Below are 25,191 nucleotides of genomic sequence, written 5' to 3' on the forward strand. Positions count from 1 at the left end.
CCTCACCATGGACCTAGGCGTGCGCTGGAAACTGCACGGCGACGGGCGGACCCCCGCCCCGGGAGCGGTGGTCCGCCCCGACGAACGCCTCTCCTGGCCCCGGACCTTCGGGCTCGGCGCCCAGCACGTGGTGGCCATGTTCGGAGCGTCCTTCGTGGCACCCGTCCTCATGGGACTGGACCCCAATCTCGCGATCATGATGTCGGGTGTCGCGACGGTCGTCTTCCTGCTCGCCACCCGCGGCCGGGTGCCCAGCTACCTGGGCTGTTCGCTCTCGTTCGTGGGCGTCGCCGCCGTCATCCGCGCGCAGGGCGGCACCAGCGCCACGGTGACCGGCGCGTGCTTCGTGGTCGGCGTCGCGCTGTTCCTGGTGGGGCTGGCCGTCCAGCGGTTCGGGGCGAGGATCATCCATGCCGCGATGCCGCCGATCGTGACCGGCGCGGTCGTCATACTGATCGGCTTCAACCTGGCGCCGGTGACCGCCTCCACCTACTGGCCGCAGGACCAGTGGACGGCCCTGCTCACCATGCTGGCGACCGGCGCGGCCGTGGTGTGCCTGCGCGGCTTCTGGTCCCGCGTCGCGATCTTCCTGGGCCTGGTCTTCGGCTACGCGATCTCCTGGGCCTTCGACCGGATCTTCGGCCGGATCCACTCGGCGGACGCGAGCGGCGAGGTCACCGACCACTGGCGGCTGGACCTCTCCGGGGTCGAGAAGGCCGACTGGATCGGGCTGCCGTCGTTCCACGGACCGACGTTCCAGTGGTCCGCGATCCTCGTCGCGCTGCCCGTGGTCATCGCACTGGTCGCGGAGAACGCGGGGCACGTCAAGGCCGTCGGCGAGATGACCGGCGACCCGCTGGACGACGAGCTGGGCACCGCGATCTCCGCGGACGGCGCCGCCTCCATGCTCTCCACCGCGGTCGGCGGCCCGCCCAACACCACGTACTCCGAGAACATCGGCGTGATGGCCGCGACCCGGGTCTACTCCACGGCCGCCTACTGGGCCGCCGCCGGCTTCGCCCTGCTCTTCGGGCTGTGCCCCAAGTTCGGCGCGGTGGTCGCGGCGATCCCGGGCGGCGTCCTCGGCGGCATCACCGTCATCCTCTACGGAATGATCGGCCTGCTCGGCGCCCAGATCTGGCTCAACTCCCGGGTGGACCTGCGCAATCCGCTGAACCTGGTCCCCGCCGCCGCGGGCATCATCATCGGCATCGGCGGCGTCACCCTGGAGTTCACGGACAACTTCTCGCTGAACGGCATCGCGCTGGGCACCATCGTCGTGATCACCGGCTATCACGCGCTGCGGGCGATGGCCCCGGCCCACCTGCGACAGGAACCGCTGCTCGACTCGGGGACGTCGTCGTACGACGATCCCGGGGAACGGCGCTAGGGCCTGTCGTCAAATTCCCGTCGTCGCCCGAAGGGCGGCCTCGCGGCGTCTGGTGCGTGCTCTCGGCGTGCCGGGCGGAAGTCCTCGTACTGGACGTACTGGGGCTTTCGCCCGGTGCGGCGAGTGGGGGTCCCCCCTGCTCGAAGAGCTCGGGGGAGCGTGCCAGGCGTCGCGAGGCAGGCGGGAATTTGACGACAGGACCTAGGGCCCGCGCGGGCGGGCGTCGCGTTCCCCCGTTCCGGGGAAGACGGCGGCCCGGCGGCGCGCGGGCCGCCCCGGGACTGGGACGCTGCCCTCATGGCGCAGCCGGCACAGTTCACCTCCTCCGTCGACACCGTCGTCGCCCGTATGCGCGCCCTGGACGCGACGCTCCCCGGGCGTGACGGTCTCGCGGTCTTCAACCGCGTCTACCTCACGGTCACCGAGGAGTTCGACCGCCGTCTGGACGCCGGGGTGTTCCCCGACCGGCGGGCCGCGGAGACGCTGGACGTACGGTTCGCGGAGCGCTATCTGACGGTGGCCGAGGAGGGCCGGGCGCCCGCCTGCTGGCGACCGCTGCTGCGCTTCCGCCGCCATCCGGGAATCCGGCCCCTGCAGTTCGCGCTCGCGGGCATCAACGCCCACGTCGGGCACGACCTCGCGCTCGCCGTGGTGGACAGCTGCCGTGCGCTCGGCTGCGAACCGGCCGATCTGGAGGACGAGTTCGACCGGGTGGGCGATCTCCTCGTCTCGCTGGAGGAACGCGTCCGCGAAGAGCTGATGCCGGGACCCGATCTGCTCCAGATCGCCGATCCGCTCACCCACCTGCTCGGCTCGTGGAGCCTGGAGCGGGCCCGCGAGGCGACCTGGGCGACGGCGCGGGTCCTGTGGACGCTGCGCCGACTCCCCGACCTGGCCGAGGAGTTCGGCGACCGGCTCGACGCGGCGGTGGGACTGGCCGGCCGGATGCTGCTCACTCCCCTGCCGGACTGATCCGGCCATGCGGCACGGTCCTCGCCGGAACAACGCGGCGCTCACTGTACGTTGACGTCTCGGCACACCCCGATGCGAAGGAGTACACCCGTATGACGACGCGACTCGGCCTCACCCTCCCGCAGATGAGGCAGTACGACCTCGGGCGGGACGTGCCCGACGTGGCGCGCGCCGCCGAGGCGATCGGGTTCGACAGCCTGTGGGTCTTCGAGCGGGCGCTGTTCCCGGACCCCCCGACCCAGGGGCTGTACGGCGTCGAGGGACTGCCCTGGCCGGACTCCTACCGGGCGGTCGCCGACCCGCTGGTGACCCTGACGCTGGCGGCCGCGGCCACCGAGCGCGCCGAACTCGGCACCAGTGTCCTGGTCGCGCCGCTGCACACCCCCTTCCAGCTCGCGAAGGCGCTCGCCTCGCTCGACGCGGCCAGCGGCGGCCGGGTCGTGGCGGGCTTCGGTACGGGCTGGTCGCTCGACGAGTACGCGGCGGCCTCCGCCCGGCCCTTCGAGGAGCGCGGCGACGCCCTGGACGAGGTGATCGAGGTGTGCCGCGCGGTGTGGGGTCCCGACCCGGTGGTCCTCGACGGCACGCTCACCAGGATCGCCTCGGCCGCGGTCGGCCCCAAGCCCGCCCGGCCGATCCCGATCCTGCTCGCCGCCCACACCGGAAAGGCGCGGCGCAGGCTCGTCGACCACGCGGACGGCTGGATGCCGATCGGCATGGGTGCCGGTCAACTGGCCTCGCAGTGGCGCCGGTTGCAGGACCTGGCCGCCGAACGCGGGCGCACCCGGCCGCTGCGGACCGTGCTGCGCACCAACCCCCGCTACACGCCCAAGCCGTACGCGGGCGACGACCGTCAGCCCTTCCAGGGAGACGTCGAACAGATCGTGGCGGACCTGGCCGCCCACGCCGAGGTCGGCCTCGACGAGATCTTCCTCGATCTGCAGGGCGAGGTGCGGGACGCCGAGGAGCTGAAGGACGTGGCGGCCGAGGTGTACGAAGCGGCGCGGGCCGCCGGGGTGTGACCCGGCGGCCCGCGGGGAGCTGAGGATCAGTCCTCGGGCAGTTCCACCGGCGCGATCTCGTCGTAGACGTCGCCGGGCCCGGGGTTGGTCGGGTCGGTGGTCCCGCCGAGCTGGTGCATGACGCCCCAGACCGCGTTCAGCGCGGTCTGGACGGCGCCCTCCGCCCAGCCGGCCGTCCAGGAGATGTCGTCGCCCGCGAGGAAGATGCCCCGCTTGTCCTCGGGCAGCGTGTCCTGCATGAAGTGCGTGAACAGACGGCGCTGGTAGCGGTAGTGGCCCGGCAGGTTGGCCTTGAACGCGCCCATGAAGTAGGGCTCGTTCTCCCAGGACACGGTCACCGGGTTGCCGATGATGTGCTTGCGGATGTCGACCTTCGGGTAGATCTCGCCGAGCGACTTCAGCATGACCTCCATGCGCTCGCTCGCGGACAGCGGAAGCCACTTCAGGCTGTCGTCGCACCACGTGTACGAGAGGCAGATGACGGCGGGCTTGTCCGGGCCGTCGTCGAGGAGGTAGGTGCCGCGCGTCATCCGGTCGGTGAGCGTCATCGACATGACGTCACGGCCGGTCTCCTCGTCCTTGTCCAGCCAGAACGGCCGGTCGACCGGGACGAACAGCTTCGAGGACTCCATGTAGTGGGTGCGCTCGATCGCCGTCCAGTGGTCGATCGGGAAGAGCGAGTCGTCGCAGGCGACCTTGGAGAGCAGCATCCAGGACTGGGCGGTGAAGACCGCCGCCTTGTAGGTGCGGATGTCGCCGTTCGCGTCCGTCACGGTGATGCCGTTGCCCGCCGTGCGGTTCAGCCGGGTCACGGCCGGGCGCGGGGCACCGTCGTGCAGCGACGACAGCGAGGTGCCGTACGCCCAGTGCACGATCTTCTCCGGCTCGCGCTCCCACAGGCGCAGCGGGAGCTGCTGGGAGCCGCCGACGATGCCGCGGTGGTGGTCGTCGGCCTCGGTGTAGACGACCCGCAGGATCTCCAGGATGGAGTTCGGGAAGTCGGTGTCCCAGCCGCCGGTGCCGAAGCCGACCTGGCCGAAGATCTCGCGGTGGCGGAAGGACTTGAAGGACTCCGAGTCGCACAGGAAGCCGTAGAAGGTCTGGTTGTCGAGCTTCTCGACGAGCCGCGACCAGATCTCGCGGATGCGCGGGACGTCGCGCTCCCGCATGGCCTGGTTCATGTCGGAGAAGTCGGCGCCGTCCTCCAGGCAGGCGTTCCAGGCGTTCATGACGTCGCGGTAGACCTGCGGGAGGTCGTCGACGGAGGTCGCGTAGTGCGACTCGCCCTTGAGGTCGACGACCGTCGAGGGCGTCGACTCGGCCAGCGGGTTGGGGAACGGCCGGGTCTCGAGGCCCACCAGGTCGATGTAGTGCTGGAGCGCGGTGGAGGAGGGCGGGAAGCGCATCGCGCCCATCTCGGCGGTCAGCGAGGGGTCGCAGCCCTCGAAACCGACGGTGCGCAGCCGGCCGCCGATCTCGTCGGCCTCGTACACGACGGGCTTGAGGCCCATCTTCATCAGCTCGTAGGCGGCCACGATGCCGGACAGTCCGCCGCCGATCACCGCGATCTCGGTGCCGTGCTCGGTCGCGGGTATCTGGCCGAGGCCCGCCGGGTGCGCGAGGAAGTCGTCGTAGGCGTAGGGGAAGTCCGGGCCGAACATGGTGATCGGCGGCTGCTGCACGTCGGCGTGCTGGACGGCGTTGGGCACGGTGGACGTCATGGGGTACGGACTCCTTGCGCGAAAGCTGGTGAGGGGAGGGCTTGTCGGACCGGCCGGGGCGGGCCGGGCGGAAGAATCAGACGAGGGACCCGTAGAGGCCGGGGCGGCGGTCCTTCAGATACGGGTTCGTCTCGCGCGAGGCGGCCAGGAGGACCGGGTCGGCGTCGGCCACGACCAGTTCCTCGCCGCGGCCCGCGCGGACCCGGGCGATGCCGTCGGGACCGGCCAGTGTGGACAGTCCGACGAACTCGAACTCCCCTTCCGGGCCGGTGCGGTTGACGTAGGCGACGTACATCTGGTTCTCGAAGGCGCGTACCGGGACGACGGACTCGGCGACGAACTGGAACGGGTGCATCTGCGCGGTCGGCACGAGCAGCAGGTCGGTGCCGGCGAGGGCGTGCGCGCGGACGTTCTCCGGGAACTCGACGTCGTAGCAGATCATGAGGCCGACCCGCAGGCCGTTCAGCTCCGCCTGCACGACGGACCGCTCTCCGGGCGTGAAGTGGTCGCGCTCGAAGCAGCCGAAGAGGTGGGTCTTGCGGTAGTTCGCGAGGCGGGTGCCGTCGGCGGAGATCAGCTGCACGGAGTTGAAGACCCTCGCCCCGTCGTCGGTCTCGCCGCCGGACCCGCCGTCGGACCTCGCGGTCTCGCGCTCGGGGTAGCCGTAGGCGACGGCGACGCCGTGCCGGGTGGCGATCTCGGCCACCGCGTCGGCGGACTCGCCGTCGGCGGGCTCGGCGAGGCGTGCGATGCCGTCGCCGATGGCGTAGCCGGTCAGGAACATCTCCGGCGTCACGACCAGCCCGGCGCCCGCGGCGGCGGCACGGCCCGCGGCGGCGTCGAGGACCTTGAGGTTCTCGGCGACCGAGCCGGGGCGGCCGGAGCTCTGGAGCAGGGCTGTGCGCATGCGGGTTCTCCACCGGTACGAGGGGGTTGGGGGGCCAGATAGACGGTACGGTCGGCCGGCTCGGGGGGACAAGAAGGACCCGTTGCGCGCCACCGAACGATTCGTTGCGCGCATCCGGCCCCCGGCGGCGATTCGTTGCGCGCCTCGCCGCGCCCGTCGGATCAAGGTCCGAACGTCCCGAATCCCTGGAGACACAGGTCACAGCGGGGCGGTCCCCGCGACGGGACGAACGCCGCCGGACGACAGGACCGGGCGGCCGGCCGACCGCCCGGCCGTTCACAGCTCGCGCAGCCGCTCCACGATCTCGCGCAGCAGTTCCGGGTCGGCCGCGGGAGCGCCGTCCGGCGGACGGTACGGCTCGTCGATGGTCAGCAGCCCGGCCTCGGCCAGGTCGCCGAGCAGGACGCGTACGACGGTCAGCGGAAGGTCGGCGTCGGCGGCGAGCTCGACGACCGGCCGGGGGCCGCGGCGGGCCAGGTCCAGCAGCGCGGCCGCCGCACGGTCGAGACCGGGCCGCCCGGCGTCCGACTCCAGGACCGTGACCCGCGACATCAGATCGATGACGTGCCGGTCCGAGGGCCGGGTCCGGCCCCCGGTGACGGTGTAGGGCCGCACCATCGGCCCGGTCTCGTCCTCGTACCAGTGCTCGTCGGACACGGCCGGATCAGCGGTCCGCGGGGTCGGCGGCCGAACGTACGGCGGCGGCCATGTGGCGACCGACGCGGCGGACGAGCAGTTCCATCTCGTGGGCGAGCTGTCCGACGTCCGTCTGCACCTCGCTGAGCACGGCGAGCCGGCTCCCGTCACCCGCGGGGGTGATGAAGAGGTAGGCGTCGTCGAGCATCACCATGGTCTGGCGGACCCCGCCCGCGGCGAAGCGCTCGCCCGCCGAGAGGGCGAGGCTGTGGAAGCCCGAGCAGACCGCGGCGAGGTGTTCGATGTCCCGTCTGCGCATGCCGTCCGAGCAGCTCAGCGGGAGGCCGTCGGCGGTGAGCAGCACGGCCTGGCGTACGTGGTCGGTCCTGGCCACGAGATCGTCGAGCAGCCACCCGAGATCGCTGCCGGGCCCGCCGGTGTCGTCCCCGGGCCCGAGGACACCGCCCGCCGGGTCGGTGTGCCGGGCCTCGCGGGTCCGGGCGGGCTGCTCTGGGAGCTGGTCAGGGCGCATCGTCGGCGTCCGTCCCTTCCTCGGTGTCGGTTCGCTGCGCGGGGCCGGAGGGGGTGGAGCCGGATCCGCCCGCCGCCAGCCCGGTCGGCAGGCCCTTGCGGCCCCGGTCGAGGCCGCGCTGGAAGGCTCCGAAGACCGCGCGCATCTCCTCCGGCGTGATCTCGCGTTCCGGAGTCCCGTCGGCCGCCGGTGGCGCGGTGCGCAGCTCCGGGGCGAGGGCCCGCTGACGGACCCGGGTGGGCAGCCCGGGCGGTTCCGGAGCCGATGCCTCCGACCGCACGGGTCCGGCCTTCTCCCCGGACGCCGTCCGCCGGGCCGTGAGGAGTGCGGTGGCGGTGCGCGAGGGAAGCGCCGCGGGAGTCGCGTCCGGCACCGGGTGCGCGGTCTCCACCGGTGCGAGTACGTCCTCCGGGAGCAGCACCACCGCCGTCGTACCGCCGTACGGGGAGCGGCACAGCGTGACCTCGATGCCGTGCCGTGCGGCGAGCCGGCCCACCACGTACAGGCCGAGCCGGTCGTGCCGGGTCGGGTCGAAGTCCTCCGGCGTGTTGAGCGTGCGGTGGGCCTCGTCGATCTGGTCGGGTTCGAGGCCGAGGCCCCGGTCGTCGATCTCCAGGACGAACCCGTTCCCGGCCCGCCCGGTGCGCAGGGTGACCTGGGTGCGGGGCGGTGAGAACACGGTGGCGTTCTCGACGAGTTCGGCGATCAGGTGGACGACGTCGGCGACGGCGTCCGCCGCCACGCCCACCTCGGGCATCGGGGGGACCACGACGCGCGTGTACTGCTCGATCTCGCTCACGGCGGAGGACACCACCTCGGCGACGGGCACCGGCCGTCGCCAACGCCTGCCCGGGGCGGCGCCGGAGAGGATGATGAGGCTCTCCGCGTGGCGCCGCATGCGGGTGGTGAGGTGATCGATCCGGAACAGGTCGTCCAGGACGTCGGGGTCGTCGGTACGGCGTTCCAGCGTGTCGACGAGTTTGAGCTGACGGTGGACGAGCGCCTGGTTGCGGCGGGCGATGTTCAGGAGCACCGCGAACAGTCCGCGGCGCAGGGTGGCCTGCCTGACGGCGGCCTCGACGGCGGCGAGCCGGGCGGTGTTGAAGGACCGGCCGACCTGGCCGATCTCGTCGGCCACCGCCTCCACGTCCGCGAGCGGCGGCGCCTCGGCGGCCGCGTCGACCTCCTCTCCGGCGCTCAGGCGCTCCATGACCCGCGGCAGTTGACGGTTGGTCAGCAGGTCGGCGGCGTCGCGCAGCGACTCCAGGCGGCGCGAGATGCGGCGGGCTCCGCGCACCGCGAGCCACAGGGACAGTGCGACGGCGGCCAGTCCCAGCACTCCGACGATCGCGGCCTTGGTCAGCTCTCGGTAGGCGAACGCCCGTCCCCGCTCGGCGGAGTTGACCGCGGACTGGGTGCACAGCAGCATGTACCGCTTGACGGCCCGGTCGGTGGTGGTGCGCCAGGAGTCGGCCGCGACGGCCCGGCCCGCCCCGTCCGCGCCCGCCCGCAGCAGGGCGTCCTCGCCCCGGGTCAGCTCCCGGTGCAGGTCGTCGCGCTGGAAGGTCTCGAAGAGGGCGCGCGAGTCGGCCGGCAGGTCGGGCACGTAGGTCCGCTCGAAGACGCGGCGGTCCTCGATGGTGGCGGTGAGGGTGTCGTACTGGCGGTCGGTGAGCGTGCCGGCGGCCCGCGCCCCGGCGACGAGGGCGTCCTCGCGGGAGACGAACTCCCGTACCCGCACCAGCTCGACGACGACCTGCGCCTCGCGGGCGAGCTGTCCCGCCTGGAGCGCCGTGAGCGCGGACGGGGCGTCGAATCCCGGTTCCACGACGGCACTGTATTCGGCCACGGCGCGGTCCCAGGTGACGGCGTGGGACAGCACCCGGCCGCGCAGGTCCTCCAGCTTGTCGACGGAGTGGAGCACGGCGTCGAGCGCCTGCCGCTGATGGGCGGAGAGGCGACTGCGGTCCCCGTCCCGGACCGCTGTGCGCATCGCGGTCACGGCGCGGTCGGTACGGTGCTCCTGGGCCAGCAGTTCGGCACCGGGCCGTGTCCCGTGGTTCCCGCCCAGGTACGCGGCGGCGAGCCGTCGTTCTATCTGGATCTGGCCGATCGCCGTGTCGACCGGGGTGCCGAAGTCCTCGTAGACGCCCTGGAGCCGGACGAGGGCGCGCAGTTCGCCGGTGACGGACACCATGGCGAAGCTCCACAGCGTCATGAGGGCGATCACCGGGGCGATCGAGAGGGCCACGATCCGCGAACGGACCGTGGGCGTACGGCCGATGGGCCAGCGCATGGTCTCCCCAGGACGACAGGACGGTCGGACGGCAGGGTGACGTGTGGTAACCCATCGGCTGTTACTCGCTGGTAGCGATCGCGGCTCAAAGTAACGGATGGCCGACCCCGACCGCAATGGCCTGGACTGACTCATCGTTCAACAAAATGCCACGCCACAGCACGGTCCCGATCACCGGCCGGGCGGCACCGTGCCGGTCCGGACGCGGGAACCGTGCGCCCGGCCGAGAACCACCCGCGCCCGTCCGTGGCGAGAACCCCGCCCCGGACGGGCGCACCGGCGCTCACGGGAGTGCCCGCCTAAGCAGGTGCCCCCGAGGAGAACCTCCGCAGCAGCGGCGACAGCACCAGCACGGACTTCGTCCGTTCCACGAACGGCTCCCCCGCGATCCGTTCGAGCACCCGCTCGAAGTGCCGCATGTCGGAGGCGAACACCTGGACCACCGCGTCCGCCTCCCCGGTGACGGTGGAGGCGGCCACGACCTCCTGATAGCGCTCCAGACCGCGCTGGATGGTCTCGGGCGAGGTGTTGCGGCGGCAGTAGATCTCGACGAAGCCCTCCGTCTCCCAGCCGAGCGCCGCCGGGTCCACCCGTACGGTGAACCCGGTGATGGCCCCGGTGGCCCGCAGCCGGTCGACCCGCCGCTTCACGGCGGGCGCGGACAGCCCGACCAGTTGCCCGATGTCCGCGTAGGAGCGGCGGGCGTCCTCGGCGAGGGCGTGCACGATGCGTTCGTCGAGATCGTTCAGCACTGCGGGTGGTTCACTTTTCTGCGAGGGTTCCTGCGACGGGTTCTACGGCTGCTCGGCGACGGCGGGTTCCGCGGTCGCCATCCGGGACCGGCGGTAGCCGTAACTGAAGTAGAACACGAGCCCGACGGCCATCCAGACTCCGAAGACCACCCAGGTGACGGCGGAGAGAGAGGCCGTCATCCACACGCACAGCAGGAAGCCGATCGCGGGCAGCACCGGCGTGAGCGGGACCCGGAAGGTGCGGCGCATGGCCGGGCGCGTCCGGCGCAGCACGACGACGGCGACGTTGACCAGAGCGAAGGCGAACAGGGTGCCGATGCTGGTGGCGTCGGCGAGCTGGCCGAGCGGGATCGCGGCGGCGAGGACGCCGCAGAACAGCGAGACGATGACCGTGTTGGCACGGGGCGTGCCGGTCTTCGGGTGGACCCGGGCGAACACCTTGGGCACCAGCCCGTCGCGGGCCATCGCGAACAGGATGCGGGTCTGGCCGTAGAGCACGGTCAGCACGACGCTGGCGATGGCGATGACGGCGCAGGCCGCCAGCAGCGTGCCCCAGAAGGTCTGCCCGGTGACGTCCTTCATGATCTCGGCGAGCGCGGCCTCCGAGTCGCCGAACTGCCGCCAGGGCCTCGCGCCGACGGCGACGGCCGCGACGAGGACGTACAGGGCGGTCACGACGACCAGCGAGAGCATGATCGCGCGCGGCAGGTCGCGCTGCGGGTCCTTGGCCTCCTCGCCGGCCGTGGAGGCGGCGTCGAAACCGATGTAGGAGAAGAACAGGGTGGCGCCGGCGGCGCTGACGCCCGCCATGCCGAGCGGCATGAAGTGCTCGTAGTTGCCGGAGCGCAGGCCCTGGACGCCGATCGCGCAGAACAGCACCAGCGCGGCGATCTTCACGGCCACCATGATGGTGTTGGCGCGCGCCGACTCGCGCGCTCCGCCGAGCAGGAACGCCATCGCGAGCAGGACGACGATCAGCGCGGGCAGGTTGAAGACGCCCCCGTCACCGGGCGGCGCGGAGAGCGCGTCCGGGATGGTGACGCCGATGGTGCCGTCGAGCAGCTCGTTCAGGTACTCGCCCCAGCCGACCGCGACGGCCGCGACCGAGACGCCGTACTCCAGGACCAGGCACCAGCCGCAGACCCAGGCGATCAGCTCGCCCATCGTTGCGTACGCGTACGAGTACGAGGAGCCGGCGACCGGGATGGTACCGGCCAGCTCCGCGTAGGAGAGGGCGGAGAAGAGGGCCGTCAGACCTGCTATGACGAAGGACAGGGTGACCGCGGGCCCGGCCTTGGGGACGGCCTCGCCGAGGACCACGAAGATGCCGGTGCCGAGCGTGGCACCGATGCTGATCATGGTGAGCTGCCACAGGCCGAGGGAGCGCCGCAGCGAGCCCCCCTCGCCGTGTCCGCCCTCCTCCACCAGGCGTTCCACCGGCTTGCGGCGCATGAGACGCGCGCCGAGGCCCGGGGAGGGCCGGGCGGACGTGGGTGGGGACTGCGGGGGTGCGCCTTGGTCGAGCACGCGTTGGCTCCTTCATCGCTGCGGGTCGAAGAGGACGGGAACCGGCGGCACCCCGACAGGAGGGACCCACCGAGCGGGGTTCCCGCCACGCCTGTGTACAGCGCTCGACCCTATGAGTTCGGGCTTCACGGGCGTAATGCAGCAACCTTGCGCATCTCCGCAAGATCGTTGCGTTCATCGCATCCCGGCGCGTGATCGTTGCGCGGGACTTTTCGATGCTTGCGCGAGGCCCCTTCCGGCCGGGCGAGAAGCCGAGAGGACGGCCTGACGACCGCCGTGCGCCGGACCGCGGGACGGACGCCGGCGGCCCCTCCACGCACGTACGGCCCCCGCTCCCGGAAGGGGAGCGGGGGCCGTACGGGGACAGCGGCGGATCAGCTCCAGCTCGCGTGCAGCGGCTTGCCCTCGGCGTAGCCGGCCGCGCTCTGGATGCCCACGATCGCGTTCTGCGCGAACTCCTCCAGGGAGTTGGCGCCCGCGTAGGTGCACGAGGAGCGGACGCCCGCGATGATCGAGTCGATCAGGTCCTCGACGCCCGGACGGGACGGGTCGAGGTACATCCGCGAGGTGGAGATGCCCTCCTCGAACAGGGCCTTGCGGGCCCGGTCGTACGCGGACTCCTCGCTGGTGCGGTTCTTGACGGCCCGCGCGGACGCCATGCCGAACGACTCCTTGTACAGGCGTCCGTCGGCGTCCTGGTGAAGGTCGCCCGGGGACTCGTACGTGCCGGCGAACCACGAGCCGATCATCACGTTGGACGCGCCGGCGGCCAGCGCCATCGCGACGTCACGGGGGTGACGGACACCGCCGTCGGCCCACACGTGCTTGCCGTACTTCTTCGCCTCGGCGGCGCACTCCAGGACCGCGGAGAACTGCGGCCGGCCGACGCCGGTCATCATGCGGGTGGTGCACATGGCGCCCGGGCCCACACCGACCTTGATGATGTCCGCGCCCGCGTCGATCAGGTCCTTGACGCCCTCGGCGGCGACGATGTTGCCCGCGACGATCGGCACCTTCGGGTCCAGCGCGCGCACCGTCCTGACGGCGCTGATCATCGACTCCTGGTGGCCGTGCGCCGTGTCGATGACGAGCGTGTCGACGCCCGCGTCCAGCAGCTGCTTGGCCTTGCCCTCCACGTCGCCGTTGATGCCGACGGCGGCGGCGATGCGCAGCCTGCCGTCCGCGTCGGTCGCCGGCGAGTACAGCGTGGCGCGCAGGGCGCCCCTGCGGGTCAGGATGCCGGCCAGCCTGCCGTCCGCGTCCACGGCGGGGGCGTAGCGGCGGTTGGCCGCGTCGAGCCGGTTGAACGCCTCACGGGGCTCGATGTCCGCGTCGAGGAGCAGCAGGTCCTTGGACATGACCTCGGAGAGCTGGCTGAAGCGGTCCACGCCGGTGAGGTCGGCGTCGGTCACCACACCGACGGGGCGGCCTTCGTCGTCGACGACGACACCCGCGTTGTGCGCGCGCTTGGGCAGCAGCACCAGCGCGTCGGCGACGGTCTGGTGGGGGGCGAGGACGATCGGGGTGTCGAGCACCAGATGGCGTCCCTTGACCCAGGAGACGACCTCGGTGATGACCTCGATCGGGATGTCCTGCGGGATGACGACAAGGCCCCCGCGACGGGCGACGGTCTCGGCCATCCGGCGGCCGGCGATCGCCGTCATGTTGGCGACGACGAGCGGGATGGTGGTGCCGGTGCCGTCGGGAGAGGCGAGGTCCACTCCCTGCCGGGAACCCACGGCCGAGCGGCTGGGCACCATGAAGACGTCGTCGTACGTCAGGTCGTACGGGGGCTGGATGTCGTTGAGGAAACGCACGTGCTGCACATCCCAGTCGATCAGAGGTGGCCCCCGGACAGGTCAGCCAGGGGGAAGAGCACGTACTTCATTGTCCCATGGCACCCGGTACGCGGTCCCCCGGCGGATCATCCAGGCTGGTCAGGGGGCAACTGGTCGGATCCTCCAAGGGAGAGGACGACCGAGAGCGCCGCGTCGGCGCCCTGGTAGTAGCCGGAGGCCGTCGCCAGCACCTCCTGCACCGTCTCCCACTCGTCGGGCCGTGCCAGCGCGTAGGGGCGCCAGCCGGTCACCACGAGCAGTCTGCCCGGGCTGGAGGGTCCCCAGTCGGGGTCGCCCAGGACGTCGCCGAGCGCGTCCCAGTTCCGCCCGAACCACTCCGGCAGGTCCAGGACGCGGGCACAGCGCGCCATGAAGGCGGCCTTGTCGAGCACCCCGGTGAGGTCGAGCTCGGTGACCTGCCAGCCGGCCGAACGGCACACCACCGCGAGCGGACCGTGCGTCATCTCAGCACCGCCTTGAACGAGTTGTAGTGATCGTCGGTGTGGAGTCCCCCGCGCGGCCCGTGCCGACGCGCCGGGTGCGCTCGCCCGGACGCGTGAGGGGACGGCCGTGGCCGCATGACGTCGATGCTGCCACGGCCGTCCCCTCACGGCGCGTTCCGGATGCCGTCCTCAGGACCCGTCGGGGTCCGCCCGGTTCAGCGCCGGACGTGGGGCCGGGCCCGCCGTCATCAGCGCGTCCGCGGCCGAGGTGTCCGTGACCAGGCTCGTGACGAGCCCGGACCGCAGCACCGCGTCGATGGCGGCCGCCTTGCGGTGTCCGCCCGCTATGGCGACGACCTCGGGGATACGGCGCAGCCGGTCGGCCTCGACCGTGATGCAGCGCTCCCCCAGGTCACGCCCGACCCGGCGGCCCTCGGCGTCGAAGAGGTGCGCGGACATCTCGGCGGCGACACCGAGCGAGGCGTAGTGCGCGCGCTCCTCGTCGCTGAGCATGTCGTGCACCGTGGAGATGCCGGGCTCCCAGGAGCCGATGGAGACGCAGGCGACCGTCACCTTGTCGAAGTACTCGAAGGCGCGGGCGATCCCGGTCTGGTTGCGCAGCGCCGCCGCGGTGGCGGCGTCGGGCAGCAGCATCGGCGCGTAGATGGGGTGGGCGTCGCCGCCCGACACCTGCGCGGCACGCCGGACCGCCTCGACGGAGCCGCGTTCGGCGGTCCCGGCGTCGTACACACCCGTCAGCTGCACCACGGTGCACGGCGGCAGCCGGTCCAGGGCCGCCGCCATGTGGATGGTGGAACGGCCCCAGGCGAGGCCGAGGACGTCGCCCTCGTTGACGAGCTCGCCGAGCAGGTCGGCGGCCACTTCTCCGAGGTTCTCCGGGTCGGGCGACTCCTCGGCCTCGGCCGGGGACTCGACGACCACCGCGTGCCGCAGCCCGTAGCGGGCACGCAGCGCGTCCGAACGCTCCGCGTCGAGCTCGGCGGGGACGCGGATCTCGATCCTCACGAGATCACGTTCGAGAGCGGTCTCCAGGACCCGGGCCACCTTGAAGCGGCTGACGCCGAACTCCTCGGCGATCTGGATCTTGGACTTGCCCTCGAGGTAGAAGCGGCGGGCCATGGCCGCCGCCTGGACCAGCTCAGCGGGTCCCATCCGCATGGCTGACCGGCCCGCCGACATACCCGACACGGCCATCTCCTCACTTCTGTTCACACTCTGGATTCGCCGTCCATCCTTGCAGATCCGGCGCGCTTGATCCGCCCTGATGGGCGGCGTTCACGTTCCCTTGGCTCAGTGGCCGCACGCCCACGACGCACGGGTCGTCGCCTCTTCGGCCCGGGTGCGCAGTGCACGTACCGCCTGGGCGGGGTCCGCCGCGCCGTACACGGCCGAACCGGCGACGAACACGTCCGCTCCCGCCTCCGCGCACCGCTCGATGGTCGACTCCGAGACACCGCCGTCGACCTGGAGCCACAGTTCCAGGCCGTGCTTGCTGATCAACTCGCGCGTACGGCGGATCTTGGGGAGCATGATGTCGAGAAAGGCCTGCCCCCCGAATCCGGGCTCGACGGTCATGATCAGCAGCATGTCGAGCTCGGGCAGCAGATCCTCGTACGGCTCGATGGGGGTCGCGGGCTTGAGCGCCATCGAGGCACGGGCCCCCTTGGCCCGGATCTCGCGGGCGAGCCGGACGGGTGCGGCGGTCGCCTCCACGTGGAAAGTGACGGAGCCGGCACCGGCTTCCACGTACTGGGGCGCCCACCGATCGGCGTCCTCGATCATCAGATGGCAGTCCAGCGGAGTGTCCGTCGCACGGGCCAGAGACTCTACGACCGGCACCCCGAGGGTGAGGTTCGGTACGAAATGGTTGTCCATGACGTCGACATGGAGCCAGTCCGCGCCTTTCACCGCCTTTGCCTCCTCGGCAAGACGGGCGAAGTCGGCGGACAGGATGCTGGGGTTGATCTGCGCGGCCATGCCCCAAGACTGCCATGTCCCGGGCCCGTTGCCCGCCCCGGTCCGGACCGGGATCGCCCGGCCGGTGCCGTACGGCGGTCCGCCGTGCCATTCTGGACGGCCCAGCGGCGCTGCGTCCGGTCTCGGGGGTGGGCATGAAGCGGCTCGACGTCTGGAAGCACGGGGCCATCGGAGTCGTGTGCGGGCGGCGGTCCAAGTGGCTGGTTCTCGCCCTGTGGCTGCTGGTGCTCCTCTTCGTGGCCCCGCTCGGGACGAAACTCGGCGACGCCCAGGACAACGACGCCCAGTCCTGGCTGCCGGGCTCGGCCGAGTCCACCCAGGTCCTCGACATCTCGAAGGGGTTCAGGCCGGAGCAGATCCCCGCGGTCGTCGTCTACGCGCGCCCGGACGGGCTGACGGCGCAGGACCGGCGGCAGATCGCCGAGGACGTCCAGGAGCTCAAGACGCTGCGGGACCACGGCATCCGCGGCGCGGAGACCCGCGGACCGGTCTTCGACCGGGAGGCGGATCCGCGCGCGGCCCAGGTGTACGTCCCCATCACCATGGACGCGGCCGGCTGGCAGCGGATCTCCCCCGCCGTCGACTCCATCCGTGACCAGGTCGGCGAGGACGGCGACGGGCTCGCCGTGCACATCACCGGGCCCGGCGGCACGGCCGCCGACTCGGCCGAGGCGTTCGAGGGCATCGACTCGACGCTGCTCTACGCCGCGATGGCCGTCGTCATCGTCATGCTGCTCATCACCTTCCGCAGCCCGGTCCTGCTGTTCGTCCCGCTGCTCGGCGTGGTCGTCGCCCTGTTCACGGCCCAGGCGCTGATCTATCTGCTGGCCAGACACGCCGGTCTGACGGTCAACGGCCAGAGCGCGGGCATCCTCACCGTGCTGGTGTTCGGCGCGGGGACCGACTACGCCCTGCTGCTGGTCGCCCGTTACCGCGAGGAGCTGCGCCGCCACGAGGACCGGCACGAGGCGATGGCGCTCGCCATGAACCGGGCCGGACCGGCCATCCTCGCGTCGGGCGCCACGGTCGTCCTGAGCATGCTGGTGCTCCTGGTCGCCGAGATGAACTCGACACGGGGCCTCGGCCCGGTCGCGGCGATCGGCGTGGCCGTCGGTCTGATCGCCATGCTCACGCTCTTCCCCGCCCTGCTGCTCGTCTTCGGCCGCTGGATCTTCTGGCCCGCCGTCCCGCACCTCGGCTCGACCGACCCGACCAGGAGCGGCGTCTGGGCGCGCATGGGCCACCGGATCGCCCGCCGGCCCCGGACCTTCTGGGTCGCCACGACGCTGGCGCTCGGCCTGCTGTCCCTCGGCCTGATCCAGCTCCGCGCCGCGGGCATCTCCAACGCCGACCAGTTCACCGGGAGACCGGACTCGGTCGTCGGCCAGGAGGTGTCGGCGCGCTACTTCCCCGCGGGCGGCGGGGATCCCCTGGTCATCGTCTCCGACACGGCCCAGGGCAGACAGGTCGGCGAGGCCGTGGCGGCGGACCCGGGCGTGGTCACGTCGAGCATCGGCGTGCCGCCGGGCGTCGCTCCCGTCCACGACGGCAAGGTGCTGTTCGAGGCGACCCCCCGCGCCCCCGCCGACAGCACGGCGGCGAAGGAGACGGTGGAACGGGTGCGCGACGCGGTGCACGCCGTGCCGGGTGCCGACGCGAAGGTGGGCGGCGGCTCGGCTGCCCTGCTGGACATGGAGAAGGCCCAGACGCACGACAACTACCTGGTCATCCCGCTCGTCCTGGTGGTGGTCCTGCTGGTCCTGAGCGTGCTGCTGCGCGCGCTGGTCGCGCCGCTCCTGCTGATCGGGACCGTGGTGCTGTCGCTGGCCACCGCCCTCGGCGTGAGCGCGCTGGCCTTCCGGCACGTCTTCGACTACGCGGGCGAGGACGTGGCCTTCCCGCTGTTCGTCTTCGTGTTCCTGGTGGCGCTCGGCATCGACTACAACATCTTCCTGACCACCCGTATCCGCGAGGAGGCGGGCCGCCACGGCACCCGGCAGGGCGTGGTGACGGGCCTCGCCACGACCGGGGCGGTGATCACCTCGGCCGGTCTGGTCCTCGCGGGCACGTTCGCGGCCCTGGGCACCCTGCCGATCGTGGGGTTCGCGGAGATCGGCTTCGCGGTCGCCCTCGGCGTGCTCCTGGACACCTTCGTGGTGCGCTCGGTGCTGGTCACCTCGCTCTTCCTGGACGTCGGCCCGAAGGTGTGGTGGCCGCACCGGCTCGCGCACGAGGACGGCGGCGTACGGCCCTCCGGGCCAGGGCACCGGCAGGAACCCGGGGCACCCGACGCCGCCATGGCCTCCGGAGGCACCGGACCACCGGCCGGGCCGTCCGGCGCCTCCGGCACGTCCGTGAATCCCGGCGGGTCCGGGACCTCCGGCACATCGGCGAACCCCGGCGGCCCGGGGGCCTCCGGCGGCACCGGGACGCCCGCCGGGCACCAGGCGTCCGGCGCGACCGGTCGTTCCCCGGACCCGGAGCCCGGAAAACCGGCGGATCCGCCCGGGCCGGACGAGTAGGCGCCGAGCCGAACGAGCAGGCGGCTGTCGACGGTCCGGCAGAAGCCCGACGCCCGTGCGGGCGGCCCTTCGCCGGACCGACGGGCCGCCGTTCGCGGCCCTGTGGTCGAGCGGTCAGGCGGTCCGGCGGATCAGGGCCAGGTACATCGCGTCCGTCCCGTGCAGGTGCGGCCAGAGCTGGACGTCGGGGCCGTCCCCGAGCGCGGGCACGCCGGGCAGCAGCGGCCGGGCGTCGAGCAGTTCGGCGGAGCCGTCCTCGAAGTGCTTGAGGACGTCGTCGACGACCGCGCGGGTCTCGGCGAGGTGCGGCGAGCAGGTCGCGTAGCCGACGACGCCGCCGACCCGCACCGACGTGAGCGCCGTGCGCAGCAGTCCGCGCTGGAGCGGCCCGAAGCCGTCGAGGTCCTCGGGGCGGCGCCGCCAGCGGGCCTCGGGACGGCGGCGCAGCGCGCCGAGGCCCGTGCAGGGCACGTCCATGAGCACCCGGTCGAACGTGCCGGGCCGCCACGGCGGGCGGGTGCCGTCGGCGGCGATGACCTGGTAGGGACCGGGGTTCCCGGCGAGGGCCTTGGCGACGAGTCCCGCGCGGTGCGGCTGCTTCTCCGAGGCGAGCAGCGTCGCTCCCCGCTGAGCGGCGAGGCCGGCCAGCATCGCCGCCTTGCCGCCGGGGCCGGCGCAGCCGTCCAGCCAGGCCCGGTCGGGCCCGTCGAGCGGCGCGTTCGCCAGGGCGATCGCCACGAGCTGGCTGCCCTCGTCCTGGACGCCCGCACGGCCCTCGCGCACGGCGTCCACGGCACCCGGCTCGCCGCCCTCGGTGAGCCTCACGGCGTACGGGGACCAGCGCCCGGGGAGCGCCGAGTCCTCGTCGAGGGCGTCGAGGAGTTCGGCCGCGGTGGAGCGTCCGGGCCGGGCGACGAGGGTCACCTCGGGCCGCTCGTTGTCGGCCTCCAGCAGGTCCTCGATACCGGCCCGGCCGCCGCCGAGGGAGTCCCACAGCGCGGAGACGACCCAGCGCGGGTGCGAGTGCACGACGGCGAGGTGGTCCTCGGGGTCCTCGTCGTAGGGCGGGGCAACCTGTTCCAGCCAGGCGTCGAGGTCCTGCCGCGCGACCTTGCGCAGCACGGCGTTCACGAACTTGGCGCGCCCGTCGCCGAGCACCACCCGGGCCAGCTCGACCGAGGCGGAGACGGCCGCGTGCGTCGGGATGCGGGTACCGAGGAGCTGGTGGACGCCGAGGCTGAGCACGTCGAGGACCGGCGGGTCGACCTCCCGCAGCGGCCTGTCGACGCACGCCGAGATGACGGCGTCGTACGTTCCCTGGCGGCGCAGCGTGCCGTACACCAACTCGGTGGCGAGCGCGGCGTCCCGTGTGTCGAAGTCGCCCTTCTGCCTCGCCTTGCGCAGCAGCGGCGGCAGGACGAGGTTCGCGTACGCGTCCCGCTCGTCCACGGCCCGCAGCGCCTCGAAGGCGAGCATGCGGACCGGGTCCTTCTGGGGGCGGCGGTAGGGCTTGCCGGTCTTCTGCGGCCGACGGGGCTGCTCACTCACGAAAAAGGTGCTCCGGATCCAGGAAAAAGGTGCGTCTATCAGCGTACGCCGCGAGGCTCGCGCCGCTCGCGGCCAGGCACACGGCGAAGGGCCCGCGACAGACCCGTCGCGGGCCCGGTGGCCGGGGGCGCCCCGCGGCGCCGGCCGAGAGACCGCATCGGCGTTCGCGGCGCCCGGCGAAGCGCCCGGGGCGGCCCGGCCCCCACCGGCACGCGGCGCCGGCCGCGCCGACGAGGGGCGTCGGTCTTCGCGGCGCGCGCCGTCGGGGTCGGGGTCGGGGTCGGGGTCGGGGTCGGGCGAGGATCAGACCCCGAGGCGTTCCCCGGAGGGGATCCGCACCCCGCGGGCCCAGTCCGCGGCGCGCATCGGCTTCTTGCCCTGGGCCTGCACCCAGAGCAGCTCGACGGCGTACGAACCGGTGCCGACGTACACGTTGTTCTTGGCGACGGACAGCTCTCCCGGGGCGAGGTCCGTGCGGTCGGGCACCGTCGCGACCTGGATGAGCTTGAGGCGTTCGGCACGGAAGACGGTCCAGGCGCCGGGGGCGGGCGTGCACCCGCGCACCACGCGGTCGACGCGCAGCGCCGGGGCGGCCCAGTCGACGTGGGCGTCCTCGACAGTGATCTTCGACGCCGTGGTGATGCCGTCGGCGGGCTGGGGGACGGCCTTGAGCGCGCCGTCCTCGATCCCGTCCATCGTCGCGGCGAGCAGTCCGGACCCGGCGAAGGCGAGCCGCGTGAGCAGGTCCCCGCTGGTGTCGGTGGGCCGGATCTCCTCGGTGACGGTCCCGTACACCGGTCCCGAGTCGAGGCCCTCTTCGATCAGGAAGGTGGAGGCACCGGTGATCTCGTCACCGGCCATGATCGCGTGCTGGACGGGGGCGGCGCCGCGCCAGGCCGGCAGCAGCGAGAAGTGCAGGTTGACCCAGCCCTGGGCGGGGATGTCGAGGGCGACCCGGGGCAGCAGCGCCCCGTACGCGACGACGGGACAGCAGTCCGGGGCGATCTCCCGCAGCCGGGCCAGGAATTCCTCGTCCCGGGGCTTCGCGGGCTTGAGCACCTCGATCCCGGCCTGCTCCGCCCGCTCGGCGACCGGGCTCGCGACGAGCCGCCGCCCCCGTCCGGCCGGCGCGTCCGGCCGGGTCACGACGGCGGCCACCTCGTGCCGCCCGGAGGCGATCAGGGCGTCCAGGGAGGGAACGGCGACCTCGGGGGTGCCTGCGAAGACGAGCTTCATGGGTGGCGGTTGGCCTCTCGGGCGGGAGCACTTCCGTCCCCCGCGCGCGTACCGGTTCGGGCGAAGCGCGGGGCAGCGCACCAGTCTATGCCGCGCGGGGCCCAGGGGCTCGGGAGTTCCGCACGGGCCGCGGCACGGGCCGCACGACCGGGGCACGGGCCGTACGCGCGGTGAGCACCGCACTCGGCCCCGGCCCTGGTTCGGCCAGGGCTCGGGCACAACCCCCGGTCGACGGCCCGAGCACGAGCACGGTCGACGGCCCGGGCACGGTCGACGGCCCGGGCACGAGCACGGTCAAGGCCGAGCGGCACCGGCACGGCCGGGCCGCTCGGCCACCGGCGCCGGCACCGTCCCAGGAGGCGCGGGCCGCCCGTCGGCGCAGGTGGCCGTGCCCGCCCGTCGGCGCCCGGGGCGCGTCCACCGCACGACGGGGGGCGTACACCTTTGGACGCGCCCCGTTCATATGCTCTTGCGCCCTTGCACCCGTGACCACTCACCCGTCCACGCGTTGGTCAAGAAAGAGTTGACCACAGCGGGCCGCGGACCAGCGGTCCGAGTCCCTTTCAACGCCGGTTCGAGAGGCTTGTTCATGGCCGACCACGCAACCCACGACGCCCAGGCTCGGGCCAGCCTGCACTTGCTGGTGCGGGACATCGAGCGGGTCCGTCGGCAGGCGGACGCACTGCGCACGCTCACCGCCCAGTTGGGCAACGTCTACCGCCCGCGCCGTGCCGGCCCCTCCACGGGCTTCGTCGTCTACGGACGCGCCCCCGCCCCGACCGTCCGGCTCGCCCAGGAACTGCGGGACAGCGTCGAGACCCTGGTCACCGCCGCGGTGGACTTCGACCGATCGCTCGGCTTCTCCTGGGACGCGGTGGGCTCGGCCCTCGGCGTCACCAAACAGGCGGTGCACCGGCGTTACGGCGCCCGCCGCGCCGCCGCCCAGGCCGCCGCCGAGGCGGAGCGCGCCACGGAGAGCGCCGACACGCGGACGGTCGCCGTCAACACCCCCCTGCCCTCGGCGCCGGCCGTCCCCGCCGCCTGCTCCCTGCCCACCCAGCCGACGGCCGGCAGCCCGACCCTCCGCGACGAGGCCAGGTCCACGGCCTTCCCGGCCCCGCGCAACGGCTGACACCGCTCCGCAGACGACAACTGCCTCCCGGCGCCAGGCCCCGGGGGGCAGTTCCCATGACACGCCCCGCGCGGGTTCCCCTGCGCCCGCGCCGGGGCACAGCCATGACACCCGGTCACACCCACGGCCCGCGGCAGCCCCGTCCGTCATGCGCCGCGCGCCCCGCGCCCGGACGGGCCCGTACCCGGGCGGACCCCGCCGGATCTCACCCGATGTCGGGCGGATCGATCCGGATGCGTACGGGCTCCCCGCCCCCGCGTGCCATGCGCGCCGCCTGCGCGCTCTTCAGCGCCGCCGCCAGAGCGGCACCGCTGCCCGGGGGCACCCGGACGAGCACCCGCTCCCCGGGCTCCCCGGCGGGCGGTCCGCCGGGACGGCGGGACCGCCCCGGCGGACCGGCCGGCAGCGGTACGGGTCCCAGCACCTCGGCGTCACGCGGCAGTTCGGCCGCCGCGAGGAACCCGGCGAGCGCCTCCGGCGCCCCGGACACCGCCGCCATCCGGGAGACGGGCGGAAATCCCAGCTCGGCCCGCTCGGCGAGCTCCCGCACCGCGTGCCCGACCGGATCCCACCGCACGAGCGCCTGCACGGGCCGCAGGGTCGGCTCGGCAACGACCACGACCGTACCGCCCGCCCCCTGTGGACGGACCAGCGCGGCGGCCGCCGTCCACCGGCGCAACGCGTCCTCGTCGGACCGCAGATCGGGCCGTCCGAGCATGGCCCAGCCGTCGAGCAGCAGGGCCGCCGCGTACCCGCCTTCGGCGACGGGTTCGGCCCCCGGCGTGCTGACCACCAGGGCGGGCGTCCCCGGCACCGTGTCCAGCACCTGTTCCCGCCCGGAGGTGCGCACGGGGACGGCCGGGAACGCCCGGCCCAGTTCCTCGGCGGTCCGCCGGGCACCGACGACCTGCGCCCGCAGCCGGAACCCGCCGCACTCCTGGCAGTGCCAGGCACTCTCGTCGCGCCCGCACCACCCGCAGCGCAGCGCCTGGGCGTCCTGCGCCTCCAGGGGCCCCGCGCAGTGCCGGCACCGCGCGGGCTTCCGGCACCGCGCGCACGCCATCCGGGGCACGTATCCCCGCCGGGGCACCTGAACCAGCACGGGTCCCTGTTTCAGCCCCTCCCTGACGGCCTGCCAGGCGAGCGTCGGCAACCGGGCGGCCCTGGCGGCCTCGTCGCGGGCGAGGTCGCCGTCCGAGACGGTCCGCACCAGCGGCGCGGTGGCGCGCACCTGTTCCCGGTCGGCGGCCAGCGGCAGCGCCCAGCCGCTCTCGACCAGTTGCGCCGCCTCCACCGTGCACGCCCAACTCCCGAGCAGGAAGCCGCACCTGTCACGCGAGGCGCGCAGCTCCAGCACTTCCCGGACGTGCGGGAAGGGCGCGTTGTCGTCGCCGTGTCCGTCATCGCCGTCGTCCCAGACGACGACCAGGCCCAGGTTCCGGACCGGCGCGAACATGGCGGCCCTGGTGCCGACCACCGCACGGACGGACCCGCGCCGTACGGCGAGCCAGTCGCGGTAGCGCCGCTCCGGTCCTGCGTCGGCGGTCAGCACGGTGTGCTGCCCCTCCCCCAGCAGGGCCTTGAGGGCCGCGTCGACGCGGGCGGCGGGCCGGCCCGACGGTACGACGACGAGCGCGCCGCGCCCTGAGGCGAGCGTCGCCCGCACCGCGCGGGCGATCTCCTCGGCCCACTCGGGGCCGGGCAGCGCGGTCCACACGGCGCGCGGGGCGCCGCCCGAGGCGAGCGAGGCGAGGAAGTCCGCGCCTCGCGCGTACCGCCGCCAGGTCCCGGGGTCGGGTGCGGCGGGCGGCGGCGGGGGCGCGGGCGACTCCCGGGCCTCGGCACGGGCGTGCCGGGGCGGCACGGCGAGCTGGAGCACGTCGGCGAGCGATCCCGCGTACCGGTCGGCGACGGCGCGGGCCAGCCCCAGCAGTTCGGGGTCGAGGACGGGTTCGGGCGAGACGACCTGGGCGAGGGCGGCCAGCGGCCCGGAGTAGTCGGACTCGGCGACCCGCTCGACCAGGTATCCGTCGATGAGACCGCCGCCCTCGCGCCGTCCCTCCCGCACGTTGCGTCCGCCGGCGCCGAACCGGACCCGCACACGGACGCCCGGCCGCGCGGCCTCGTCGAGGTCCTCGGGCACGGCGTAGTCGAAGTAGCGGTCGAGGTGCAGCACGCCCTTGTCGACGAGCACGCGCGCGACGGGCAGCGTCTTCGCCAGCGGGGCGCCCCGCCAGGTCCGCGGCTTCGCCTTCGGCGCCTTGGCCTGGCGCACGGCCTCCCGGATCAGCGCGAGCTGCTCGGGCGGTGCGCCGCCCGCGCCGCCCGCGCTGTCGTCGGATCGCCCGTTCGCGCTGCTCACAGCAGTATTCCTACCAGACCGCACCGACAGCGCCGTCCGGCCCGATCCCGGGCGGACGGCGTCGGTTCTCCCGAGGTCAGGGCGGCAGCGGTACGTGTTCCAGATTCACCGCGCGCCATGGGCGCACTCCACCGAAGTAACCGCGGCCTGCGCACCGGGAGACCGTCAGCGTACGAAGCCCGGTCCGGGCCCGCCACCGCTTTTCCACGGCCGGTCCGGCCACCGTTCCCCGCGCAGCCGTGAGGCCCCGCCCCCCCCGGGGGGGCGGGATGTGCCGGGGGCGGTGCCCGGGGCCCCGCGCCCCCCCCCGCGGGGGGCCCCACGGCGGTGGACTTCAACCGGACCGTGCTTCCGCCG

General features: G+C 73.3%; 19 protein-coding genes. 5 read left to right on the forward strand and 14 right to left on the reverse strand.

Annotation, left to right across the window (positions count from 1 at the left end):
- Positions 1-7 precede the first annotated feature (7 nt).
- The 3 genes from ACFW6B_RS29260 to ACFW6B_RS29270 all read left to right on the forward strand — a co-directional run bounded on the left by ACFW6B_RS29260 (position 8) and on the right by ACFW6B_RS29270 (position 3,384).
- Positions 8-1,390: a uracil-xanthine permease family protein gene (locus tag ACFW6B_RS29260; RefSeq protein ID WP_386600536.1), complete on the forward strand. Its 1,383-nt coding sequence runs from the start codon at positions 8-10 to the stop codon at positions 1,388-1,390.
- A 297-nt stretch (positions 1,391-1,687) separates the two neighbouring features.
- Complete coding sequence (locus tag ACFW6B_RS29265) at positions 1,688-2,362, forward strand: DUF5995 family protein (RefSeq protein ID WP_386600538.1); 675 nt, start codon at positions 1,688-1,690, stop codon at positions 2,360-2,362.
- Positions 2,363-2,454: 92 nt separating this feature from the next.
- Positions 2,455-3,384, forward strand: a complete 930-nt coding sequence (locus ACFW6B_RS29270; protein WP_386600540.1) for an LLM class F420-dependent oxidoreductase — start codon at positions 2,455-2,457, stop codon at positions 3,382-3,384.
- Between the two features lie 26 nt (positions 3,385-3,410).
- Here the strand turns inward: ACFW6B_RS29270 and ACFW6B_RS29275 are convergent, their stop codons facing one another.
- The 11 genes from ACFW6B_RS29275 to rpe all read right to left on the reverse strand — a co-directional run bounded on the left by ACFW6B_RS29275 (position 3,411) and on the right by rpe (position 16,034).
- Positions 3,411-5,105, reverse strand: a complete 1,695-nt coding sequence (locus tag ACFW6B_RS29275) for a flavin monoamine oxidase family protein (RefSeq protein ID WP_386600542.1) — start codon at positions 5,103-5,105, stop codon at positions 3,411-3,413.
- Positions 5,106-5,181: 76 nt separating this feature from the next.
- Complete coding sequence (locus ACFW6B_RS29280) at positions 5,182-6,012, reverse strand: carbon-nitrogen hydrolase family protein (RefSeq protein WP_386600544.1); 831 nt, start codon at positions 6,010-6,012, stop codon at positions 5,182-5,184.
- A 276-nt stretch (positions 6,013-6,288) separates the two neighbouring features.
- A complete protein-coding gene (locus tag ACFW6B_RS29285; protein WP_386600578.1) occupies positions 6,289-6,630 on the reverse strand; it encodes a DUF742 domain-containing protein in 342 nt (113 codons plus the stop codon).
- A gap of 46 nt (positions 6,631-6,676) precedes the next feature.
- Entirely contained in the window at positions 6,677-7,180 is a 504-nt protein-coding gene (locus ACFW6B_RS29290; RefSeq protein ID WP_386600546.1) for a roadblock/LC7 domain-containing protein, read from the reverse strand.
- Positions 7,170-9,476 (reverse strand): nitrate- and nitrite sensing domain-containing protein, encoded by a 2,307-nt coding sequence (locus tag ACFW6B_RS29295; RefSeq protein WP_386600548.1) that lies wholly within the window; start codon positions 9,474-9,476, stop codon positions 7,170-7,172. Before ACFW6B_RS29295 ends, ACFW6B_RS29290 begins: the two co-directional genes overlap by 11 nt.
- A 299-nt stretch (positions 9,477-9,775) precedes the next feature.
- Complete coding sequence (locus tag ACFW6B_RS29300) at positions 9,776-10,228, reverse strand: Lrp/AsnC family transcriptional regulator (RefSeq protein WP_386600550.1); 453 nt, start codon at positions 10,226-10,228, stop codon at positions 9,776-9,778.
- Positions 10,229-10,270: 42 nt separating this feature from the next.
- A complete protein-coding gene (locus ACFW6B_RS29305; protein ID WP_386600553.1) occupies positions 10,271-11,755 on the reverse strand; it encodes an amino acid permease in 1,485 nt (494 codons plus the stop codon).
- Positions 11,756-12,129: 374 nt separating this feature from the next.
- Positions 12,130-13,572 carry a GuaB1 family IMP dehydrogenase-related protein gene (locus ACFW6B_RS29310; protein ID WP_386600580.1) on the reverse strand — a complete coding sequence of 481 codons (1,443 nt, stop codon included), beginning with the start codon at positions 13,570-13,572 and terminating at the stop codon, positions 12,130-12,132.
- A 107-nt stretch (positions 13,573-13,679) separates the two neighbouring features.
- Entirely contained in the window at positions 13,680-14,057 is a 378-nt protein-coding gene (locus ACFW6B_RS29315) for a barstar family protein (protein WP_386600555.1), read from the reverse strand.
- 168 nt (positions 14,058-14,225) lie between these two features.
- A complete protein-coding gene (locus tag ACFW6B_RS29320) occupies positions 14,226-15,269 on the reverse strand; it encodes a sugar-binding domain-containing protein (RefSeq protein WP_361693855.1) in 1,044 nt (347 codons plus the stop codon).
- Between the two features lie 78 nt (positions 15,270-15,347).
- Positions 15,348-16,034 carry a ribulose-phosphate 3-epimerase gene (rpe, locus tag ACFW6B_RS29325; RefSeq protein WP_386600558.1) on the reverse strand — a complete coding sequence of 229 codons (687 nt, stop codon included), beginning with the start codon at positions 16,032-16,034 and terminating at the stop codon, positions 15,348-15,350.
- A 134-nt stretch (positions 16,035-16,168) separates the two neighbouring features.
- On the opposite strand from rpe, the gene ACFW6B_RS29330 reads away from it, so the two are divergent.
- Positions 16,169-18,556, forward strand: coding sequence for an MMPL family transporter (locus ACFW6B_RS29330; RefSeq protein ID WP_386600560.1), 2,388 nt, complete (start codon positions 16,169-16,171; stop codon positions 18,554-18,556).
- A gap of 114 nt (positions 18,557-18,670) precedes the next feature.
- Here ACFW6B_RS29330 and ACFW6B_RS29335 read toward each other — a convergent pair whose 3' ends face one another.
- Both ACFW6B_RS29335 and fmt read right to left on the reverse strand, forming a co-directional pair.
- Entirely contained in the window at positions 18,671-20,104 is a 1,434-nt protein-coding gene (locus tag ACFW6B_RS29335) for an RsmB/NOP family class I SAM-dependent RNA methyltransferase (RefSeq protein WP_386600562.1), read from the reverse strand.
- A 303-nt stretch (positions 20,105-20,407) separates the two neighbouring features.
- On the reverse strand, positions 20,408-21,340 hold the full coding sequence (gene fmt / locus ACFW6B_RS29340; protein WP_386600565.1) for a methionyl-tRNA formyltransferase: 933 nt from the start codon (positions 21,338-21,340) through the stop codon (positions 20,408-20,410).
- 589 nt (positions 21,341-21,929) lie between these two features.
- Here fmt and ACFW6B_RS29345 point away from each other — a divergent pair.
- Entirely contained in the window at positions 21,930-22,472 is a 543-nt protein-coding gene (locus tag ACFW6B_RS29345) for a hypothetical protein (protein ID WP_386600567.1), read from the forward strand.
- A 205-nt stretch (positions 22,473-22,677) separates the two neighbouring features.
- On the opposite strand, the gene ACFW6B_RS29350 is transcribed toward ACFW6B_RS29345, so the two are convergent.
- The gene (locus tag ACFW6B_RS29350) at positions 22,678-24,834 is read right to left on the reverse strand and encodes a primosomal protein N' (protein ID WP_386600569.1); all 2,157 of its coding nucleotides are present in this window, start codon (positions 24,832-24,834) and stop codon (positions 22,678-22,680) included.
- Positions 24,835-25,191 lie beyond the last annotated feature (357 nt).

Origin of the sequence: Streptomyces sp. NPDC058751, assembly GCF_042746485.1 — a bacterium.
Taxonomy (GTDB): Bacteria; Actinomycetota; Actinomycetes; order Streptomycetales; family Streptomycetaceae; genus Streptomyces.

Coding starts and splice junctions, on each gene's coding strand:
- ACFW6B_RS29260 (WP_386600536.1), top strand. CDS start 8: ATGGACCTAGGCGTGCGCTGGAAACTGCACGGCGACGGGCGGACCCCC.
- ACFW6B_RS29265 (WP_386600538.1), top strand. CDS start 1,688: ATGGCGCAGCCGGCACAGTTCACCTCCTCCGTCGACACCGTCGTCGCC.
- ACFW6B_RS29270 (WP_386600540.1), top strand. CDS start 2,455: ATGACGACGCGACTCGGCCTCACCCTCCCGCAGATGAGGCAGTACGAC.
- ACFW6B_RS29275 (WP_386600542.1), bottom strand. CDS start 5,105: ATGACGTCCACCGTGCCCAACGCCGTCCAGCACGCCGACGTGCAGCAG.
- ACFW6B_RS29280 (WP_386600544.1), bottom strand. CDS start 6,012: ATGCGCACAGCCCTGCTCCAGAGCTCCGGCCGCCCCGGCTCGGTCGCC.
- ACFW6B_RS29285 (WP_386600578.1), bottom strand. CDS start 6,630: ATGGTGCGGCCCTACACCGTCACCGGGGGCCGGACCCGGCCCTCGGAC.
- ACFW6B_RS29290 (WP_386600546.1), bottom strand. CDS start 7,180: ATGCGCCCTGACCAGCTCCCAGAGCAGCCCGCCCGGACCCGCGAGGCC.
- ACFW6B_RS29295 (WP_386600548.1), bottom strand. CDS start 9,476: ATGCGCTGGCCCATCGGCCGTACGCCCACGGTCCGTTCGCGGATCGTG.
- ACFW6B_RS29315 (WP_386600555.1), bottom strand. CDS start 14,057: ATGACGCACGGTCCGCTCGCGGTGGTGTGCCGTTCGGCCGGCTGGCAG.
- rpe (WP_386600558.1), bottom strand. CDS start 16,034: ATGGCCGCGCAGATCAACCCCAGCATCCTGTCCGCCGACTTCGCCCGT.
- ACFW6B_RS29330 (WP_386600560.1), top strand. CDS start 16,169: ATGAAGCGGCTCGACGTCTGGAAGCACGGGGCCATCGGAGTCGTGTGC.
- fmt (WP_386600565.1), bottom strand. CDS start 21,340: ATGAAGCTCGTCTTCGCAGGCACCCCCGAGGTCGCCGTTCCCTCCCTG.
- ACFW6B_RS29345 (WP_386600567.1), top strand. CDS start 21,930: ATGGCCGACCACGCAACCCACGACGCCCAGGCTCGGGCCAGCCTGCAC.